Consider the following 16,156-nt stretch of genomic DNA (forward strand, 5'->3'; position numbering starts at 1 on the left):
GCTTGAAAAACTTCCTCAAGATTATCCGCAAGAGTAAGGCGAGACGTGGACATCAGACAACTAAAACACCTGGATAACCTGGTTAAGTACGGCAGTTTTACCCGAGCAGCAGAGAAGCTGAATTTGGCCCAACCCGCCCTCAGTCAGAGTATCAAGCGGCTGGAACAATCTCTCGGCGTCACTCTGGTCGACCGTAGTGGCAGTCGCCAGGAAAACGGCATTCGCCTCACTGCCGAAGGGCTGGCGCTGCATCAACATGCGGTATTGATCCTCAAACAGCTGAGTCAGGCAGAAGCCCATATCCGGGCCATGGCCGAGCTGGCCAAGGGCGAAGTGCGAATTGCCGTGCCCGGTATGTTGGGCTCTTTCTACCTGCCGTCACGGGTGATGGCTTTTCGCCATCAGTATCCGGATTTGAAGCTGTCGCTGTTTGAGGGAGGCACCCGCGATGCCCTGAGGATGCTGGAGCAGGAAGAGGTTGATATAGCTATTATCACGGCCCAGGATCTCAAGCCTGAGTTCGAGTCCTGTCTGTTAATTAGAGAGCAGATGGTGGTAGCTTCAAGCCCTGAACATCCCTTGGCCACAAACGAGGCCGTAACGCTGGAGCAGTTTTTCGCCCATGAGTTAGTGATGTTCAAACCCGGTTATTTTCATCGTGAATGGATGCTGAGCCGAGCCAGAGAGCTGCAACTCGAGCCTAGGATCGCCTTTGAAACCAACCTGATAAACCTGATAAAACAGATTGTAAGTCAAGGATTTGCCGTCACCAGCGTGTTGGAAATGGTGGTCAATGAAAGAGATGACATCATCGCCCTGCCCTTCGCACCGCCAGTGTATCTCGACCTGCATATTGCCTGGAAGAAACAGCGCCCGGTGAGCCAGGCCGACCGAGCCTTTGTGGAGTTTTTGCTGGCAAATAAGTAAAAAATCTCATCGCAAGTCTCTTTCCATATTTGAGAAATGGAATGAAATATATAGAAAAATATTTTAACAAAATTCAAAAGGCAGAAGCTTAAGCCCCTGCCTATTCCTCTTATCAATCCCTTTAAATATACTATCAATAAAGAGAGGCTCATACTCAACTTAATCACCAAGCTTGATAGAAGTCCTGTGCCAGATCCAATTCTGCTCTGAGGACCTGTGGATTCTGTTTTATTGAACCCAAAACCTTTAACAAATCGCTTCCATCCGGTGCAGATAACAGAAGGAGGTTATTATCACTTCGCCAATCCAAACGCAAATTATGCTGTTGAGAAAATTCGGTAGCCGAGACGCCTTCTGCCAATTTTATAATGAATTTCCCTGTTGGAATCGCAATAACACCACCAGCAGAATCAACCAAAGGTTGCCCCTTTGATAAAGTCTCTGCCTTTACAACTCTATCATTAATTTTTACCAATAGGGTATCCATATCATAAACTTCGGGAGCGACTTTATCCAATAAAGAATCATCTTTCAAAAAAGCTTTAGCCTGCACTGTCATAGACATAGCAGAAATAAGTAACGAAACAACTATCACTGTGATATTTTTCATATTCCCCCCTTATTAAGAAGCGCTTACGGCTTGGTGACCGTGAATACGTAAAGACCAGGATTTGAGTACTCCATTAGCCTCATTTTCCAATAGTTTTTCTTCTAAATTTACCGTTCCTTCTCGGTAAATGTATCCCTGTTCGCCACTATTTACATCGATAACCTTTAAAGTCCAATTTCCTCTGGCATTTTCACCATAAAAAGCATTGGATAACATGGGAGTATTTGTGTATCCGGAGTTTCGAATAGGAACAAATCCATTGTAAGGCGTCATAAGAACGCTGCGAGTACCAGAAGGCGAAATTAACTCAACAGCCAGATCAGCCAAACGCTTATGCTCTGCTGTAAGATTAATTTGTACGCCTTCAATAATCCAATCTGAATCGAACCTCTGTACATCACTGACGCCTTCCAGGGAGGCGTCCGGTATTGCCGCATTCAATTCGGTACGAGACAAGCTATCGCTTATCCGATATTCGCCTAAATTCGCTTTATAATTTCTAGCCATGGCAACCGCTTTGCTGACATCAATGCGCCCGAAACCATAAAAATCATGGAATTTAAACCCGGCAGCATTGGTAAACCAAGCAGGCACGGCTTCATAAAGCTGACTAGCGTCCGTATTTAATGGAACTCTGATGGGCTGAATATTGACATCTACCTGCTTGGACGTCATGGCTAGAATATGCCGGATATCACGCCAGGAGAGTGATGGATTGACGCTCATTATCATGGCAATCGCACCACTGACATTCGGGGCCGCCGCCGAAGTGCCATTCATATTGGAGACATAGTCACACTCAAGATTGAGCGGATGCTGGCCCCCATTAAAAGGGGTTCTGGGGCGCTCTTGGGTAACCGAACTGCCTTTGTCACAACCAGCTCTGTCCGTTGTCACAATTGCAGGGTTATAAGTACCAAACTCCCCGCCGGGAGCGTTAACAAAAACATTGGCCCCCACAGATGAATAACTGCTGCGTTTACCATTTGCACTTCCTGCGCTGACCACAAGGTTATAGAGGTTGGTATTATTCGGAGACATGTTGGCATTGTGATAGGGTAATCCTTTATTGGCCGGCCTATTTTCATCTCTGGCTGTATAGAAGTCTTTTGGTAATAAATATCTAGGTTGCCCTGTAGCGTTATAACCCAAAAAATTATAATTATATCCATTACCGGCAGACTTAACGAAAACACTGCCCTTGCCATTAAAACTCTTGGTTGTCACCTGCTGATAAACTTCAAACTCATTTTCTCTCATTAGGCCTGGAATCACAGGTTGGTTTCCATAACTTTGGTTAAACACCCTGGCTCGGTCGCTATAAGCACTGGCGCCATGGGATTTGGCGAAATTTTCAAAGGTTTGTACATTGCGGATTTCGCGGCTAGGATCTCTATCCAGGAAGTTAAAACCGATAAGCTTAGCTTCAGGTGCAACTCCCCGACCACCTATGCCATTCCAACCGGCAGCGGCTATGATTCCTGCAACCGAAGTCCCATGTGACGCACTGTTGGAAAATGGTGTCGGGTCAACTGTACCTGTGATTAGATTATAGGATCCGCCCGCAATCACATTGGCACTGAGATCCGGATGGCTGATCTCCAGACCATCATCTACCACAGCGACAATGACGCCTTTGCCGGTAGCACCTGAAGCTATGGCATCATTGACGTTGATATCTTCACCGAGCACACCACGGTTTCTGGCAAAGGCATTTTGGCCGGTATTTTTCAAATGCCACTGATGCTGATACAGAGGGTCGCCTCCCTTTATTCTCAAGGTTAATGCAGAAATAGATTCACTCTTACCGTCACTGACTTTGAAACGCACGACTTCTGTGCCTTCCAACGCATCTGTCTGGTAACTGAAACTCCCCTTGGCCGCATCATTGATGGTCAAAGTCCCTAGCTTGACTTCATTGGGATCAACCAGTGAAAAGGTGATCCCTCCTTCGGCATCTTTTCCTTCCAGTTGTCCATTGAGACGTACTGATTGACGAACGTCATAGGTTACATCCCGGCTTTCCGGAGAAGTATTTACCGGCTCAGGTGCCTTCTTGCTGTCACTGCCACAGCCCGCCAATAAGGCTGCAGCTATACTCAGTGAAATAACCGACTTATGCATGCTTCTTTTCCTTTTGATAATAAAACGTCATATCGCCGAAAACTGGTTTTCGGAAACAGCCAGTTAATAGGTATGACGTATTTTTTATTGTTATAGTTTGGCCAAAATCAAGCCTTAACATATGTATCATATGCATCAACTAATTCAATAATAGAAAAACAACAAGCAGAAAAAATCCGACTTACGATACAAAATACGTTATTTTAAGTATTTTATAAAAACTAAAAAAAGAAATGGTAAACCTATAAATATAAAAACAATTTCCTATATAAACCAAATCGCAAATGTAATAAAAACAGCATGCCGTTTAAACAATTGGTTACAAATTGCCGGCTGGATTTTATTTTTAAAAGCCTGTTATTAACAGAAAGACATCATTTTATAAGAGAAGTTTTTCAAACACGGGGGTATTTGGAAGGTTATTCTATAGTCACCGTATAGATGACTATAAAACAAGAAAACTACTGAGCATCCGCTTGATTTTCAGGTGCGGCATCAATAAAGGCTGGCAACGTCAAGCACTCATCATTAATACGGCAAATATTGGGATAAGGAGACAAGTCGATATTAAAACGTTTGGCATTATAAACCTGGGGAACCAGACAGATATCCACCAGGCTGACCTGGTCGCCAAAACAATACTTGCCCGAGTACTGCTGCAACTGCTGCTCCAATGCGCCAAAGCCCTGTTCGACCCAGTGGCGATACCAATCATTCTTGGCCGCATCATCCAACTTGAGCGTCCCGGTCAGATACTGCAACACCCGCAAGTTGTTCAAAGGATGGATCTCACAGGCAATTCCCATTGCCATGGCCCTGACCAGCGCCCGCTGTTCAATATCACCCGGCAACAGTGCCTCACCGCCAAAGGCTTCATCCAGATATTCAATGATCGCCAGCGATTGGGACAACACCAACTCGGCGCGCTCGTCGGTGTCATCCGTCACCACCAAAGCCGGTACCAACTCCTGCGGGTTTAGCGCCTTGAAAGCGGCCTGATGCTGCTCGCCGCCATTGCGCACCAAATGAACCGAAAGCTGCTCGGCGCAAAGTCCCTTGAGGTTGAGCGCAATCCGCACCCGATAAGCAGCGCTGGAGCGCCAGTAACCATATAATTTCAACATAAGTTGTTCTCCCAAAGCTCGCTAACCTTAGATTGCAACTCCGCTCTGGTGACGCTTTATCCAAAGCCTTAACGCTGACACATTCGAAGGCAATACCAAGCCGGTATAAAAACCAACGGGGCTTTATGGAAGGTGCAAAGGACTAAGGCCATTTGCTGCGAACCACGCCTTGCATCCAGGCCTGTAAGCCGACGCAGAGCACACATGGGACTTGTTCGCACCTTCCTTATCTTTATTGAAAGCCCCGTTTTGTTATCGAGTTATTTTACTCGGCTATATACTCAACTACCTGCTGATCTATCGTGCCGAAGATGCTGTTCCCGGCATCATCCAGCATTTCGATTCTGACCCTGTCTCCAAAGCCCATAAATGGCGTGACGGCCTTGCCCTCGGCAATCACTTCCAGCATGCGCTTTTCGGCCAAACAGCTGGAACCTGCGCTTCTGTCATAGTTGGAAATGGTGCCCGAGCCTATGATGGCACCGGCACCCAAGGGGCGGGTCTTGGTGACATGGGCGATCAGCTCGGCAAAGTTGAAGGTCATATCCACCCCGGCATTGGGCTTGCCGAACAGCTCGTTGTTCAGATGGGTGATCAGCGGCAGATGAACCCGGGTATCCTGCCATTTATCCCCCAGCTCATCCGGTGTGATTGCCACCGGTGAGAAACTGCTGGAAGGTTTGGACTGGAAGAAGCCAAAGCCCTTGGCCAACTCGGCCGGGATCAAGTTACGCAGCGACACATCATTAACCAGCATCAACAGCTTGATGTGAGAGGCGGCGTTTTCAGCACTCACGCCCATGGGTACATCATCTGTGACCACGGCAATTTCCGACTCGAAATCTATGCCCCAATCTTCGCTTGCCAGCGGGATATCGGCTCTGGGAGCGATAAAGCTGTCTGAACCGCCCTGATACACCAGGGGATCTGTCCAGAAAGACTCCGGCATTTCGGCGCCGCGGGCTTTGCGTACCAGCTCAACATGATTGACATAGGCGCTGCCGTCGGCCCACTGATAAGCGCGGGGAAAAGGTGACAGACAACGACTCTCGTCGAAGTCCTGAGTATTGTCCAACATGCCGGCATTCAGGGCATCGGAAAGCTCTCTGAGCTGAGGTTCCAGCAGTGACCAACTGTCGAGCAATTGCTGCATGGTCTGGGCTATGGCGGGGACAGCCACTGTCTTCTTCAAATCTCGGCTGACCAACATGAGTTGACCATCGCGGCGTCCATTGTCATATGTCGCTAATTTCATACCTGCTCCTTCCTGTCTCTGCCCGGATTAATGGTTTTCATCAGGCTATGTGCCCGGCTCAATCCGTTTCTGTTATCCCGCCAGTAATACCTCATGCCGCGGGCAATGAAAACTCTGTGACTCACTTCACGTTTAACCGCTTTGAGAACCGGTTTGTAAACTTTCACTGACGCTTGCCAACCGCAAGCGCCGGTAAAGGCTTTGCGGTCAAAGATAGCCTAAATTTCAGCCATTCCGGCGGCAAATCCGCTTTACAGGGCTTCAGCGCTTCTTGCTGATCTCATATTCCCTGAGTTTATTGGCAATGGCGGTGTGGGATACCCCCAACTTTTTCGCCAACTGGCGGGTACTGGGGTACGCCGGGTAGAGCCGCCTCAGCAAACCGGCTTCGAACTGTTTCATGGCCTGATCCAAGGTGCCTTCAAACTCCTTGTCGAAATAGCCAAAACCTTCGGCATAAGAAGGCAGTTTCAACTGTTCTATGGTCAATTCGGCCGAACCGTCCCACATGGATACCGCTCTGAATACAGCGTTTTTCAGTTGCCGCACGTTTCCCGGCCAGGCATAGGTCAACAGATGATCGCGACAGGACGCCGAGATCCGCCGCACCGGGCTGGAAAGCTGCTGGCTGTAGTGTTCAAGGAACATCTCCGTCAGCGGGATAATATCGACCCTGCGTTCACGCAGCGCCGGCATATGGAAACTCAGTACATGAATTCGGTAGTAGAGATCTTCACGGAACTCACCGGTCTGACACAACTCCGCCAAATTCTTCTGGGTCGAGCAGATGATACGGACATCGGCGCGCACCTCTACATCGCCGCCGATACGGCGGAAACTGCCATCCTGCAGCAAGCGCAACAATTTGACCTGAGCGGCCTTGGACATCTCGGCAATTTCATCGAGGAAGACGGTGCCGCCCTTGGCTTCTTCGAAGAAACCCCGCTTAACCACCTCCCCCTTACTGACATAACCAAACAGCTCCTCTTCTGCGGCACTGTCGGGCATGGCGGCGCAGTTGATGGCAATAAAGGGTTTCTCCCGCCGCATGCTGGCATCGTGACAAGCCCTGGCCATCAGCTCTTTGCCTGTGCCGGTTTCTCCGGTGATCAGCAAAGGCGCATCCAGCTGTGCCATACGCTTGGCCTGCTTGAGTACCTCTTTCATCTTATCGCTGACGGCCAGCACGGAATCAAAGCCACTGCTCTGGCTCTGCAGCGCGTTGAACTGTTTGCCCACCCGCGCCGGCGACTTAAGCGCCACCACGGCGCCGGCGAGAATGCTCTTATCGTTTTCATCCGGCAGATAGATGGGTAGCATCTCGGCCAGATATTCATTGCTGCCAATAGAGACCCGAGTGGCCTGCGCCAACACCTTGGGCTCACTGAGCCAGCGACCAAAATTGAAGCCTTGCACCCAGTGATTGAGGGATTCATCTATTACTTCATGTTCGGCCATGTCCAGAATAAGCAAGGCCGACTCGTTGACGATACGAATTCGCCCCTTTCCGTCGAGAGAGAACACGGCATCCGGCAGGGTTTTCAATAGGGTTTTGAGGGCGTAATGCTCCTGCTCCGAGGGCATAAAAGAAACGGTTCTGACGTCGTGCACCCCTTCCACCTTACGGATTTGGGGCATCAACTCACTCAAGGTCTCAAAACCGACCTCGGCAAACTGCAAATATAAGAATCCCTTGTTACTGGCATCAATAGCGATAAGGTTAATCCCGTATCGCTCCAGCACCATTAAAATATCCTTGGCTAAACCAACGCGATCCTGACAACTAACTTCCAAGCGCATAACTGTCATTCCCTTTTATAATTCAGATTCTTTGGGATTATCGCCTGCTTTGAGAGGTCGGCAGGCGATGTAAAAATGCGCCCTATACGTTAGAAGGTTCTGACACAAGTGGCAAGCTCGCTTTACAGCGTATTTGTAACAAAGGGAGAGGATTCAGTGTGAAGACATAATCAACACACTGAATATATTAGGAAAAGATTAATCCAGCAACTGGTCTGTCTTGGCAGCCATGATAAAGTCGTTACGGTGCAGCCCCTTAATGGAGTGCGACCACCAGGTCACAGTCACCTTGCCCCATTCGGTGAGGATCCCCGGGTGGTGAAACTCTTCTTCAGCCAAGTCCGCCAGCTTATTGCTAAAAGCCATTGCCTGCCGGAAATTTTTAAACTTGTAAACCCGTTCCAGCTGCATGATGCCATCGCGCACCTGTACGCCCCAATCCGGGATCATCCGAATAAGCTCGGCAAGCTCGGCATCTGTCACCTTGGGAGCATCGGCGCGGCATGCTTCGCACTTCATATTGGCCAGTTCAGTCATAACATCTCCTTGAAAGTGGCCTGCACTCTTGCACACAGGCCATTACCGCCAGTATCAGCTGGCTTTGGGTTGAAATTTGGGGGTAAAGAGTCCTAGTCGTTTGGCTTGGGTAACCGCCTTCATAATGTCCATGCGGGCGATTTCATCGAGAAAATCAATATGCTCTATCTCGTAATAGATGGGCTGCATAATGTCTATCCGATAGGGAGTACGTAACACATCCAGCAGCTCAAAGGGTCTGCGCTCCGGCGTGTCGCTGAAGGCATACAGTGTCTCGCCGGGCGAACTCAAAATACCGCCACCGTAAATTCTCAGGCCGTCGGTCTGGGTACGCAACAAACCAAACTCCACGGTAAACCAGTAGAGACGCGCCAAAAAGACTCTGTCTTCCTTGCTGGCATCAAGCCCCAACTGACCATAAATATGGGAAAAATGAGCAAAAGCCGGGTTGGTCAGCAAGGGACAATGACCGAAAATCTCATGAAAGATATCCGGCTCCTGCAGATAATCAAACTCCTCCCTGCTGCGGATAAAAGTCGCCACCGGAAACTCCTTATTCGCCAGGAGTTCAAAGAAGCGCCCGAATGAGATAAGCGCCGGCACCGCTGCCGTCTTCCAGCCAGTGGTATCCTGCAACACGGCATCCAGCTCGCCCAGTTGCGGGATCCTGTCTTTAGGCAAGTCCAACGCCTTGAGCCCCTGCATGTATTCATCACAGGCACGGCCAGGCAAGTTGTGTTCCTGACGGGCATACAGCTCCTGCCAGATGGCGTGCTCGTCCTGCGGGTAATCTATTCGGCCATCACTGCCCGGGTGACGAGCCACATATTGAGTTGCTTTACTCATAGTCCATACTCACTGCCTGAATCGTTTCTGATTTCATGTTCACTCAAGGCCGCACTTTTGTTAACCAGCTCACACTTTATTTCCGGAGGCGAGCGAAGAAGATTTGTAAAGAATTGGTTACAAAATAGTATTTAGCTCGGTAAGTTCAGTAGCTTACTCTTGCAGCCCAGGCAGGATTTTTTGCAAGTTTCCAGCAAAATTAGCCCTTTTTGCAAATGGCTTTTCGGTGCCACTGCATTACAATAGGGGCTGATTTATCCCGAGCACCCAAGGTATCTGAATGCCGATAAAATCGACCACCATCCGCAAGGCGGTAATCCCCGTTGCGGGTCTTGGCACCCGTATGCTGCCGGCCACCAAGGCCATTCCCAAAGAGATGCTGCCGGTAGTAGATAAACCCTTGATCCAATATGTTGTCAGCGAAGCCATTGCCGCCGGCATCAAGGAAATCGTGCTGGTTACCCACGCCAGTAAAAACTCCATTGAAAACCATTTCGATACCAGTTTTGAACTAGAAGCCCAGCTGGAACGGCGGGTAAAGCGGCAACTGCTCAATGAAGTGCAGTCCATCTGCCCGCAAAATGTCACTGTGATCAGCGTCCGCCAGGCTCAGGCCAAAGGGCTGGGGCACGCCATTCTCTGTGCCCGTCCGGTAGTAGGTGATGAGCCGTTCGCCGTACTGCTGCCGGATGTGTTGATAGACGATGCTGCCAGCGATCTTTCCCGCGATAACCTGGCCGAAATGGTCAGCCTGTTCGACCGCACAGGAACCGGGCAGATCATGGTCGAGGGTGTACCTCACGAGAAGGTAGACCAATACGGAATAGCCGATGTCAACGGTCACGACCTTAAGCCGGGCGAATCCCAGCCTCTGCTTAAATTGGTTGAAAAACCGGATATCGACGAAGCCCCCTCCAACCTGGCTGTAGTGGGTCGCTATGTGCTGCCTGCCGCTATCTGGCCCTTGCTTGGCAAAACCCCAGCCGGTGCCGGTGATGAAATCCAGCTCACGGATGCCATTGCCATGTTGATGCAAAGCCAGCAGGTCAACGCTTACTATATGCGTGGCAAGAGCCATGACTGTGGCAACAAGCTTGGCTATATGCAAGCAACGGTAGAGCATGCATTGCGCCACCCCGAGCTTGGATGTGAATTTGCCGCCTATCTGGGCGATTTGATAAAAGGATGTAAAGCATGACAATTTTGGTCACCGGCGGTGCCGGCTATATTGGCACCCACACACTGGTTGAACTTCTGGCCGCGGGCAAAGAGGTTGTAGTAATAGACAACCTGAGCAACTCAAGTGTCGAAGCCCTGGCCAGAGTCGAAGAGATCAGCGGCAAGAACGTACTCTTTTATCAAGGTGATATCCTCAACAAGGCATTCCTGCAGAAAGTCTTCAGCGACCACAGCTTCGAAGCCGTGATTCACTTCGCCGGCCTTAAGGCGGTGGGTGAGTCCGTTGCCCAGCCGCTCAGATATTATGAAAACAATGTCACTGGCACCCTTATTCTGTGCCAGGTGATGAAAGAATATGGCGTTCGCAACCTGGTATTCAGCTCATCGGCCACAGTTTACGGCGATCCCGCCAGTCTGCCGATCACCGAAACTTTTCCTACATCGGCCACCAACCCTTATGGTCAGTCCAAGTTGATGGTGGAACATATTCTGGCGGATCTGGCCGCAGCCGAACCCAACTGGAACATCGCCCGCTTGCGTTATTTCAACCCGGTCGGCGCCCACAAGAGCGGCCGCATCGGTGAAGATCCCAACGATATCCCCAACAATCTGATGCCCTTTATCGCCCAGGTTGCAGTCGGCAAGCGCGATAAACTCAGCGTCTTCGGCAATGATTACCCCACGGTAGACGGCACAGGTGTGCGCGACTATATCCACGTAGTTGACCTGGCCATAGGTCACCTCAAGGCTCTGGACAAGCTCGCCACCAATCCAGGTCTGGTCACCTATAATCTGGGAACCGGTCAGGGCTACAGCGTACTTGAGATGGTTAAAGCCTTTGAAAAAGCCTGCAACAAGGCGATCCCCTTTGAGTTTGCCCCACGTCGCCCCGGCGATATCGCCGCCTGTTATGCCGATCCCGCCCATGCCGCAAAAGAACTGGGCTGGAAGGCTGAGCGCAACCTGCAGGATATGGCCGACTCCAGCTGGAACTGGCAATCCAACAATCCTAACGGTTACAAAGGTTAATCATGGATCTGTCCCGCAGACGCCTGTTCAGTCGCCGCAAGAGTGATGTGGTTCGGCCGCCCTGGAGCAAACCGGAAGCGGAATTTACCGACGCCTGTACTCGCTGCGGCGCCTGTGTGGATGCCTGCGAGACTCAAGTGTTAATCAAGGGGGATGGTGGCTTTCCGGAGCTTGACTTTCAGCGCGCCGAATGCAGCTTTTGTCAGGCCTGTGTCACCCACTGTGAACAGCCGGTATTCAGGCCTCTTGGCGAAGCGCCTTGGCGGCTCATTGTCCAGTTTGCCGACAGTTGCCTCGCCCGCCAGGGGATTGTCTGCCAGAGCTGCAAGGATGCCTGCGACGAGCGGGCGATCCGCTTTCCGCCCCTTTTAGGGGCTACCGCCCTGCCGGTATTGGATGCAGAGCGCTGCAATGGCTGCGGCGCCTGCGTTGCGCCCTGCCCCGCCTCTGCCATCAAGCTACGAGAGCCAAACCCCGACTGACTCCCATCCGGGAGCCAAAAATCTGACTCCCACAGCGCCAAATATTAGTGGTTTTGTTACTTTGCGATAACAGGTAATATCGAGTTTCCCCTGATAAAAACCACTAAAAAGTACTATGTTTGGTAAAAATAAAAAAACGGCAGGGCTCACCTATATTGCCCAGGGCAGCAAGATTACCGGCGAAAGCCACTTCGATGATGAGACCCTAATCGGCGGCGCTATATATGGAAAGGTGACAGCTGAAAATAAGCTGATCATAGAAGCCAATGGCCTGGTTGATGGCGAACTTAACTGCCAAGAACTCAAGGTATCAGGGCTATTTCGCGGTAAACTCCATTGTGAAAAATTGACTATCTGCGGTACCGGGACAGTCGAGGGAGAAGTCGCCAGTAAGTCGATGGAGATCTTCGAAGGTGGTCAATTTATCGGCATCAGAGTCAAAGACGAAGTTAACTTGCTTAAAGAGCTTGGTGATGATATTCCCCCAATGGCTGAACTCAAGCTCCAAACCCAAGAGTAGTGATCAAAAAACGCACTAACACAGGATCTTTATCACAGTTTATTCACAAAGATTTCGAAAAACGCATTGAATTGTGCTTAGTCACAGTATTCATATCTGTGCTGGTCTAGCATCTATCCCTAAAGAGGTACAAATCCATAGGATGGATGCTAATGTCAAGTCGATTATTGAAACAGCTGTGTGAGCTGGATATTTTTACCCTCATGGTGTTCAAGAACATCTATGAAACAGGGCACGCCAACTGTACAGCGCGAGAATTGGCAGTGTCCGCCCCTAAAATCAGCCGCTGCCTGGCGGCGCTGAGATTAGCCTTTGACGACGAGCTTTTCTATCGCCGTCAGCAACAACTCAAGCCTACACCTCTGGCGGAGAATCTATACCAACCGGTTTGCGATTTCATCCACTCAGTGCACCGTCTGGAACAACAAGTTCATCAGAGCCGTCTGCCCTCGAGCGATATCTGTATTCATGTAGCCGTAGCGCATGGGTTACTTTCCTCGCTGGCGATGAAACTGGGACAGACGAACATTCAACAGCAGTTGGGCCAGATCAGACTCTATCCCTGGCAAGATGATTCAGCAGAAAAAATTCACCGCGGGCAACTGGACTTGGGGGTCTGCCTGGAGCACCCCGAACAGCTGGATCTCATTCTGAGTTCGCTCGGGCAAACCATGGGGGTATGTGTTGTCAGCCGCGAAGATCATCCCCTGTGGCAAAGATCGCCGGCCATCACCCTCGAAGATATCAGCCAATATACTTTCGTTTACTTGACCATCAAGGGCTTCAACGAGCGCATGGATCCCATGGAGCTCTTCTGTCAGCAGGAAGGCATTCCCCTATCCCAGGTGCACGCCGTACACGACAGGGAAGAATGGCATGCTCATCTGTTGACCATGGGCAGTGTAGCCTTCAGCACCCCCAATGAAATGGCGCTTATTGAAGGCATGCCTGGCTTGAGAGTGCAACATCTGCCGGAAACCGAAGTAACTAAACTCCACCGAGCATTTTCGCTGCCAAGCTACTCCTTGGTGGAAAAGGCCCCCAGCTATCGCCGTTATTCCGAACAACAAAGAAAACTGTTGCTGAGCCTGGTCACTCAAGAACTTTACCCCAAGGCTGAATATTGAGAACTGATTGATTCCGGCTCATTACCTGGCATCTTTGCTACCTTCAGAATCAGCCCATTCTCCCATTTGTCCAAAACTATCTGCTACTTATAGCCAACTTCCGCTGGTAACTCTGTGCATTCGGTAATTTCAAAAACTGAAATTACTGATTTCGCCACTCGCTATTTCTTTATCAATTTATTAACTCGTATTTCACAAATAAAACAATAAATCAAAACTACTACTTTAGATGTATGTATATTCAAATAACTGCAAAGGCAGTACCCATAATTTGAATAAAGGGACGCTATGATGAAAAAACACAATAAGTCATTACTGGCGCTGGCTCTGACCAGTCTATTGTGCCTTACCGCATGCGGGGACGGTGAGGACGGAAAAGACGGAGCCCCCGGTGAACCTGGTATACCAGGCGAACCCGGACAGCCAGGTGCCCCCGCAGGTTCAAGTACTTCCACCATTATCAGTGCCGGCGATGTCAGTTTCGAGATAGTGCCGGCCGACAACACACTGGCAGGCGGCGAAACCTTCGCCCTCAAGTTCAAGGCTTCGGCCACCAACAGCTCAGGGGAGCGAGTCCCTCTGACTGGCCTGGATCAGGTCGCCCTCTACTCTATTACCGCCATGAGCAATGACTCGGGCAGCGGTGCACCGCTGCAATGGGTCAATAATGCCACGGCTCAGGAACTGGGCAGCTCCATGTATTGCACCCAGGATGGCACCTATAGCTCCAGAGGTCAGACTGGCGATGCCTGTCTCCTGGTTGAAGATCCGGCCGAACCAGGTACCTATACCGGCACTTGGGCACATGACGGGGTCGCCCCCATTATGAATGCCAACGACAACCTCAGCGCACCTCATCGCCTGTTCCTGCGCGCCTATAACCTCAAGGATGCCAGTGGCACAGCCATAGCAGACAAGGTGCTCTCTACGCCGCTGGATTATATTCCGGCATCCGGCGAACTGGTTGAAGCCACAGGTAAGGATACGGTAACAGATGCCGCCTGTATTGCCTGCCACAGTGAAGTCGAAGGCCGCATCGCCAAGATAAACGCGCACCACAACTACCAAAGCACAGAGAAATGCGTTGCCTGCCACAACCCGGCTCTGGTACCGAACGAAGCCCAAAAAGCCGAAGGTTGGGTATTTGATTTCGGTCCCATGGTTCACAGGCTGCATGCCGGCCATCACATCGCAGGTTTCCTCTCAGGTGAAGCCAAAGAGTACTTCGGTGAAATCGGCTTCCCGGCAGAAATTAACAACTGTGCCAGTTGCCACAACAACGGTGACTCCTGGAACGCCAATATCTACCGTGAAGCCTGTGTCGGTTGCCATATCAATGTCAACTTTGAAACCGGCGCCGGCCACTCAGACTTCAACCTGGCCCAGACAGATGACAGCCAATGTCAGTCCTGTCATGGCAGCGGAGCACTCAGCCCTATGCAAGCTCACAAAGTGGGTAAACGGGCTGAATATGCTGAGCTGTTGACCGTTGAATTCACCTCTGCCACGGCTGTAGCTTCTACCACAGCCGGCAATAAACTAGTCACCATCACAGCCAATGTCAGCTTCAATGGTCAACCACTGACAGATGCAGCTCAACTGGCGGTGCTCAATAAAGACGCTACTTTGATAGGCAATGTGGATACCAGAGGCGAAGTCACCCGCTGGGGCAGCAGGCCCGGTCTAGCCAGCGGCAACGCCGTCAATGGCGTGCTGACCCTGACTGCTGATGTACCGGAAGCTCAGGCGATGGGCACCATTTACGTCGGTACCGAGGCTAACTTCTGTGTCGATAACTCAGGTAAGATAGCCGCCTGTGCCGAAGGCATGCCATTCGATGCCGTCAATCCGATTGGCGCCACTTCAAGCGTTAAGTTCTATAACCTTGATGGTGGTGATGCTGTCACAGCCCGCTTTGCCATTGCAGAACGGATGAGCGCCAGCGAAGCCAAGTGTAATGCCTGTCACGGCACCCTGGACTATATCAAGGGTACCCGCCACGGCACCTACACCTTCGATCAGTGTATGGACTGCCACAACAACAGCTATGATGGCTCCTATCACGGCACCTCCGAGTACAATACAGGTAATCTGGATGCCGATGGCAATCCTATATTTGCCGAAGTCCCCGGACTCCTGTATGCCAACCGGGATCTGATGACAGTTGCCCACCGCTTCCACAGTGGTAACTGGGGTGAAGCCGCCATCTTCCGTGACGCTTCAGGCGAGCTGCATGGCTACCCTGCAGTGGAAACCGAGTGTACCGCCTGCCACAAAGACGACACACCGCTGTTCGCCGCCGACGGAGGTCTGACATCCGCCAAGCGTGGGATCAAGATTTCAGCAACCGAGTATATCTCCCCGGTTGCCGAATCCTGCCGTACCTGTCACGCTCACTCTGATGCGGCCGCTCTGGCCCACTTCAAGAGTAATGGTGCCTTAGTTGCCGGTGATGCTGCCACAGACGCCAACCTACCGGTTGAGTCCTGTGCCACCTGTCACGCCGAAGGAAAGACCTATGGCGTAGATAAGGTACACGCAGGGGGTGCTCACTAGTACCGTACCTTGAGGGCTGTCCCTGCAAGGCCCTCCCTCA

14 protein-coding genes are annotated in these 16,156 nt (G+C 50.7%); 7 read left to right on the top strand and 7 right to left on the bottom strand.

What is annotated here, in order from left to right; genetic code table 11:
• The first annotated feature begins 45 nt into the window (after positions 1-45).
• The gene (locus tag WKR14_RS13745; protein WP_159353017.1) at positions 46-927 is read left to right on the top strand and encodes a LysR family transcriptional regulator; all 882 of its coding nucleotides are present in this window, start codon (positions 46-48) and stop codon (positions 925-927) included.
• Positions 928-1,090: 163 nt separating this feature from the next.
• On the opposite strand, the gene WKR14_RS13750 is transcribed toward WKR14_RS13745, so the two are convergent.
• The 7 genes from WKR14_RS13750 to phhA form a co-directional block, all read right to left on the bottom strand.
• Positions 1,091-1,537: a hypothetical protein gene (locus WKR14_RS13750; protein WP_101056627.1), complete on the bottom strand. Its 447-nt coding sequence runs from the start codon at positions 1,535-1,537 to the stop codon at positions 1,091-1,093.
• Between the two features lie 12 nt (positions 1,538-1,549).
• Positions 1,550-3,661, bottom strand: a complete 2,112-nt coding sequence (locus WKR14_RS13755) for a S8 family peptidase (RefSeq protein ID WP_339086510.1) — start codon at positions 3,659-3,661, stop codon at positions 1,550-1,552.
• Between the two features lie 461 nt (positions 3,662-4,122).
• Entirely contained in the window at positions 4,123-4,782 is a 660-nt protein-coding gene (gene maiA / locus WKR14_RS13760) for a maleylacetoacetate isomerase (protein ID WP_101056647.1), read from the bottom strand.
• Between the two features lie 268 nt (positions 4,783-5,050).
• The gene (locus tag WKR14_RS13765) at positions 5,051-6,040 is read right to left on the bottom strand and encodes a fumarylacetoacetate hydrolase family protein (RefSeq protein WP_165565336.1); all 990 of its coding nucleotides are present in this window, start codon (positions 6,038-6,040) and stop codon (positions 5,051-5,053) included.
• Positions 6,041-6,301: 261 nt separating this feature from the next.
• Positions 6,302-7,840, bottom strand: a complete 1,539-nt coding sequence (gene tyrR / locus WKR14_RS13770; protein WP_286995963.1) for a transcriptional regulator TyrR — start codon at positions 7,838-7,840, stop codon at positions 6,302-6,304.
• A 198-nt stretch (positions 7,841-8,038) separates the two neighbouring features.
• The gene (locus WKR14_RS13775) at positions 8,039-8,377 is read right to left on the bottom strand and encodes a 4a-hydroxytetrahydrobiopterin dehydratase (RefSeq protein ID WP_025010903.1); all 339 of its coding nucleotides are present in this window, start codon (positions 8,375-8,377) and stop codon (positions 8,039-8,041) included.
• 54 nt (positions 8,378-8,431) lie between these two features.
• The gene (gene phhA / locus WKR14_RS13780) at positions 8,432-9,223 is read right to left on the bottom strand and encodes a phenylalanine 4-monooxygenase (RefSeq protein WP_100145291.1); all 792 of its coding nucleotides are present in this window, start codon (positions 9,221-9,223) and stop codon (positions 8,432-8,434) included.
• Positions 9,224-9,509: 286 nt separating this feature from the next.
• Here phhA and galU point away from each other — a divergent pair, with 286 nt between their 5' ends.
• From galU to WKR14_RS13810, 6 genes are all read left to right on the top strand, one after another.
• Positions 9,510-10,421: a UTP--glucose-1-phosphate uridylyltransferase GalU gene (gene galU, locus WKR14_RS13785; protein WP_101056648.1), complete on the top strand. Its 912-nt coding sequence runs from the start codon at positions 9,510-9,512 to the stop codon at positions 10,419-10,421.
• Positions 10,418-11,431 (top strand): UDP-glucose 4-epimerase GalE, encoded by a 1,014-nt coding sequence (galE, locus tag WKR14_RS13790; RefSeq protein WP_208142892.1) that lies wholly within the window; start codon positions 10,418-10,420, stop codon positions 11,429-11,431. The genes galU and galE overlap by 4 nt, the downstream gene beginning before the upstream one ends.
• 2 nt (positions 11,432-11,433) lie before the next feature.
• Positions 11,434-11,913, top strand: a complete 480-nt coding sequence (gene napF / locus WKR14_RS13795; protein WP_165565338.1) for a ferredoxin-type protein NapF — start codon at positions 11,434-11,436, stop codon at positions 11,911-11,913.
• 115 nt (positions 11,914-12,028) lie between these two features.
• A complete protein-coding gene (locus tag WKR14_RS13800) occupies positions 12,029-12,433 on the top strand; it encodes a bactofilin family protein (RefSeq protein WP_234556268.1) in 405 nt (134 codons plus the stop codon).
• Positions 12,434-12,585: 152 nt separating this feature from the next.
• A complete protein-coding gene (locus tag WKR14_RS13805; protein ID WP_101056633.1) occupies positions 12,586-13,560 on the top strand; it encodes a LysR family transcriptional regulator in 975 nt (324 codons plus the stop codon).
• Between the two features lie 288 nt (positions 13,561-13,848).
• On the top strand, positions 13,849-16,116 hold the full coding sequence (locus WKR14_RS13810; protein WP_339086517.1) for an OmcA/MtrC family decaheme c-type cytochrome: 2,268 nt from the start codon (positions 13,849-13,851) through the stop codon (positions 16,114-16,116).
• Positions 16,117-16,156 lie beyond the last annotated feature (40 nt).

Source organism: Shewanella chilikensis, from assembly GCF_037953065.1.
Lineage (GTDB): Bacteria > Pseudomonadota > Gammaproteobacteria > Enterobacterales > Shewanellaceae > Shewanella > Shewanella chilikensis.